General features: G+C 56.6%; 3 protein-coding genes. All 3 read right to left on the bottom strand.

What is annotated here, in order from left to right; all coding sequences use genetic code 11:
- The coding region (locus tag DMG62_25000; GenBank protein PYY19082.1) for a hypothetical protein at positions 1 to 1,263 on the bottom strand (1,263 nt) is incomplete at its 3' end.
- Complete coding sequence (locus tag DMG62_24995; protein PYY19081.1) at positions 1,260 to 2,159, bottom strand: hypothetical protein; 900 nt, start codon at positions 2,157 to 2,159, stop codon at positions 1,260 to 1,262. The genes DMG62_25000 and DMG62_24995, both read right to left, overlap by 4 nt.
- Before the next feature lie 146 nt (positions 2,160 to 2,305).
- Positions 2,306 to 4,296 (bottom strand): hypothetical protein (locus tag DMG62_24990; GenBank protein PYY19080.1); only part of this gene is annotated, 1,991 nt, incomplete at its 5' end.

Raw genomic sequence — 4,296 nt, 5'->3', positions numbered from 1 at the left:
GACGGCTTCTTCCTTCTTGCCGACCTGCAAAAGGTTGCGGCCAAGATAAAGCCGCGCCTCAGCGTTATCGGGCTGCAGATTCACGACCCTTTGAAACAGTTCGGTGGCGTAAGGCGAAGAATGCTCCACGACTCCGAGCAAGAACAGAGCACTCACGTAGTTTGGGGAGAGACGGACGGCTTCGCCAAGCTCGTTCCGTGCCTCGTCCTTGCGGCCTAGAGCATACAGAACCCGCCCCTTGTTGTAGTGCGCAAGCGAAAAGTCTGGGGCGAGCCGTATGGCTTCTGAGAATTCCCCCAGCGCACCCTGAAGATCGTAGACGTCGCCCAAAGCAATGCCGAGATTCACGTGGGCCTCAGAGGATGCAGGGTTGAGGCCGACGAGCTTCCCAAACGTCTGAACAGAATCTGCATCTCGGCCGGTTTTTCCCTGAAGCATGCCTAGCGCCGTCAACGCATTCGCATTATTGGGTTCCAATCCCAGCGCGCTTCGGAGTTGTCTTTCCGCCTCCAAATAGTTCGCTTGGGCAGCTAGGGTCAGTCCTAAGTTAACGACAGCCTGAGTGTATTGGGGATCGACCGAAATGGCCTCGCGAAAGAGCGCCGCCGCCTCATCATTCTTTCCTTGGCGACCAAGGAGCGTGCCGAGATTATTGAGCGCTTCCGCAGATTGCGGGTCGCTGGCAATGGCTGCCCGAAACTCCCGCTCGGCTTCCTTGAATCGCTGTCGCTGCATCAGCGAGGAACCCAATTGATCGTGAGCCTGCGCGAAATGGGGATCCAGTTCGATGGCCTCGCGCAATTGATGCTCTTCACGACCAGAATCTCTCAGTTTTGCAAGGGCGAATGCCAAGTTGTAATGCAGTCTGGCATCCTTCGGCTTCAGAAGAAGGGCTTTCTGGTACGCTTCGACGGCCTCGCGCGCGAGCCCTTGCTTGAGCAGTTCATTGCCGTGGCTATTCAAAGCGGCCGCCTGCGTTTCTTGCTCGGTTTGCTGTTTCAGGTGCTCGAAAATTTCGAACTGCTCTTTGGCCGCAGCTTGGTTCTTTTCGTTGTGGAGAATCAGTCCGAGTTGATATCGCGCCTCGGGACCATCAGGCTTCAGCTCGACGGCTGTTCGCAGCTCGCGTACGGCGTCATCTATTCGCCCCAGGCGGCCGAGAACCGCGCCCAAATGGCAATGCGCTTCGTAACTCGCCGCGTTTAACTGGATGGCGCGTTCGAGCGACTGCACCGCGTCAGGAAATCGCGCCGAATCTTTCAAGGCTTCCCCGAAAATCTCCTGGCCTTCCCAGTCGTTTGGATTGCGGCGTGTGTAGTCTTCCAAAGCCGGAGAGTTTCTTTGTATTCTTCAGCGGCGTGAGGATAGTCCTGATTGTGAGCGTAAGCGGTAGCGAGGTTAAAGTGCCATTCCGCGGAATTTGGCTGGGCGGCAACCGCGTCTCGAAAAAGAGGAATGGAGTCAGCATAGTCTCCCGTTTCGGCAAACGCGTCAGCCAAGACAATTTTCATTTCCAGGGCAAGATTCGGAGCAGGCGAATGGCTCAAGCCATCTTTTAGGTAATAGATTGCCGCTTTGTATTTCTTCTGCGTACTCAGCAAGCGGGCAAGGTCATAGGATGCGAGGGCAAAACGCGGATTGATGGCCAGCGCGGTCTTGAATTCGTCGGCGGCCCGCTCGAGCTGTCCCAAATCCTGCATGGCACGACCGAAAGCATTGTGAGCCTTAAATGAGTTCGGCTCGTCGCGCAGGACGACTCGCAGTTCGTCGGCCGCTCGATCGGGCGCGTGATTTTCAAGGAGCGAAAGGGCAAGTTCGTAGCGAATCTGGCGCGCCTCGGGGGTACGAGCGAGCGCGGCCTGAAAGGCGGCGACAGCACAACTGAAGCGTCCCTCGCGCCCATAAAACGTGCCAAGGGATTCATAAGCTTCCGCGCTCGGCGACGCCGCTGTGCTCTGAAGCAGACTGGCCAACGGCTCAAATGTTCCCCGTGTTTTGCAGTCTTCAGGAATGTCAGCCAGCGTAATAACGAGTGCGCCCGAAGAGTTCCCGGCGGCCTGTGCTGATAGGGCGGAGGGAAGCGCCAGATTAAAAAAATAGAGGATTGCAAAGAGAGTCACTACCGATTTCGACATAGCTTCGAGCGCGCGGCGCAGCATAACGCTTGGTCAGCGCCACTTAGTATATTCCGTCTTTATCGCTTACGAACCTCCCGCAGAGTGCTCTGCGCATCGAGGGCGAGGCGGCTTCCCCGCGAGCATTTCCTCGATGCAGTCGTCGCCGGGGCGATGTCAATAATAGAACTTCAGCGCGAACTGAAGTTGCCGTGGCGAATAACCGCTGGTGGCGGTCGAATTGACCACTCAAAGGCCTCCGTCCTAAATTCCAGTCTCCTGCGTTCGGTCATCGCAAAAATGCGAAAAACGGAGAGGTCCAGGTTCGCTCGCCCGTCACTTCGCAGCACATTGCGCCCAAAGGTGCCGTAGGTCCCGGTCGCAGGAAAGGCGAACGCGGATGTATTGAACCAGCAGGTAAGCGTTCCTACGGGAGCTCCGTTCGGGCAACTGCCCTTGTTGGGGTCGCCGACAATGTTCGCCCGTTCGCTGCTGCCAGACCCCACGTTGGGAATAGAATTCGGGGCAGTAACGTTGAAGAGTGTGCCGGACATCAGGCTGGAAATCCCGTTGACCTGCCAGCCACCAATGACAATGTCGATGGTACGCACGCCCGTTGCGAATTGCCTGCCTTTGCCAAAGGGAAGTTCATAGACGATATTGGCCGTAAAGATCTGCGGCAGGTCGAACCCGGCCAGGCCTTTGTCGTTTTGCAGGTTGTAGGGATTTTGCACGGAAGTTCCATTAGTTCCCGTGCCGAACCACTCGTCGGCGCCTATGTCAATGGCCTTCGACCACGTGTAAGAAAGAAGGTAGGAAAGCCCGCGAGAGGCCTTCTTGTCTAGCGATACTTGCAGGCCATTGTACCAGGACTTGCCGACGCTCTCGTCATAGTGGATGGGCACCAGGTAAGGGAAGCGGAACCGACCTTGAGCCGCGACGGCCGCTGGCGTGCACGTGGTGGTATAGCAACTTACAGACGGCACCAGGAGCTTGCCCGTGGGATCGGGAACCGTCGCCTGGTTGCCAGTGACTCCCACATCGAGCCTATGACCGGATGAGCCTACGTAGTTCACGGTGAGCGTGGTGTTCGTGCTTAAGGCCTCCTGCACGCCGAAATTCCATTGATCGGAGTAGGGATTCTTGATATTAGGATCAACAAACCAGTTGTTGGTGGTCTCAAAGGCGGTCAGACTCGGTACGACATTGGCACCTTGCAAGGGATTTTCCGCAAAAACGCTCGGCGGGTTGTTTGTATTGTTGAACGACAAGATGAACTGGTCAGCGCGGGGCCAAGTGCCTTGCTGGTTCTGCGCCATTTGTATGACCGCCGCCCAGTTGTCGTAGAACCTGCCGTATGCGCCTCGGAGCACGGTTCGCTGCGTCAATCGGTATGCAATACCCATACGTGGCTGGATATTGTCGTAGGAGTTGTGCCAGAAGCGGCGGTCGGGCGCAACGACAACATGCGCCGGGAGTGAGCCATCGGGCGTGGGAATGCAGGGCGGCATGTTGCCAGCGGACGCACAAGACGGCGCAGAGGCCGAGAGGACGTAGTTGCCCGTATTCAGATCCCAGTTGCCAATGGGTACGTTGCCATCCGCAGGGCTGCCGTAAAGAGGATTGAACGTGATGTCATAGCGCGCTCCCAGATTCATCGTCAACCTGTCGGTGATTTTCCATTGATCCTGAAAGTAGAATCCATCAACCCAGCCCCCGTGTTCAGTCTCAAACTCGTTGCGATAGGTATCGCCTGAGGGGATCCCGAGCAAGAAAGACGCGAAACCCGCGCCATCAACCCCCTTCACTGGGGAATTGGCCGTCTGGGCCTGGGAAAAACTCAAGCTGTTGCTATTGAAGGTTTGCCGGAAGCCGTTGGTGTTGAAGTCCGCTCCCATGCTGAAGCTGTGCCTTCCGTGGGTCTTCGTGAAATTGCCCTTCCACTGCCAAATGTCGGCCACAACCGCCGGGCTGCTGCCTTCCTGGAATGAGGTAATATCACCGCTATCCGGGAAACTAACTGCATTGAAATAGCAGTTGCGCGGACCCTTTACGAAAGAACATTCAAAACTGTTGGCGTAGCCTCCCGCTCTGATCAGACCTTGCGAAACGCTGCCGGGCAGCAATGTAGGATTCGCAGAGAATCCATAGTTGCGCCCGAACTGCACTGACAGCACGGAGG

The sequence above is a fragment of the Acidobacteriota bacterium genome (assembly GCA_003225175.1).
Classification (GTDB): Bacteria; Acidobacteriota; Terriglobia; order Terriglobales; family Acidobacteriaceae; genus Gp1-AA112.
Note: the sequence above shows the minus strand (reverse complement) of the source record. Positions and strands in the feature narration are given on the sequence as shown.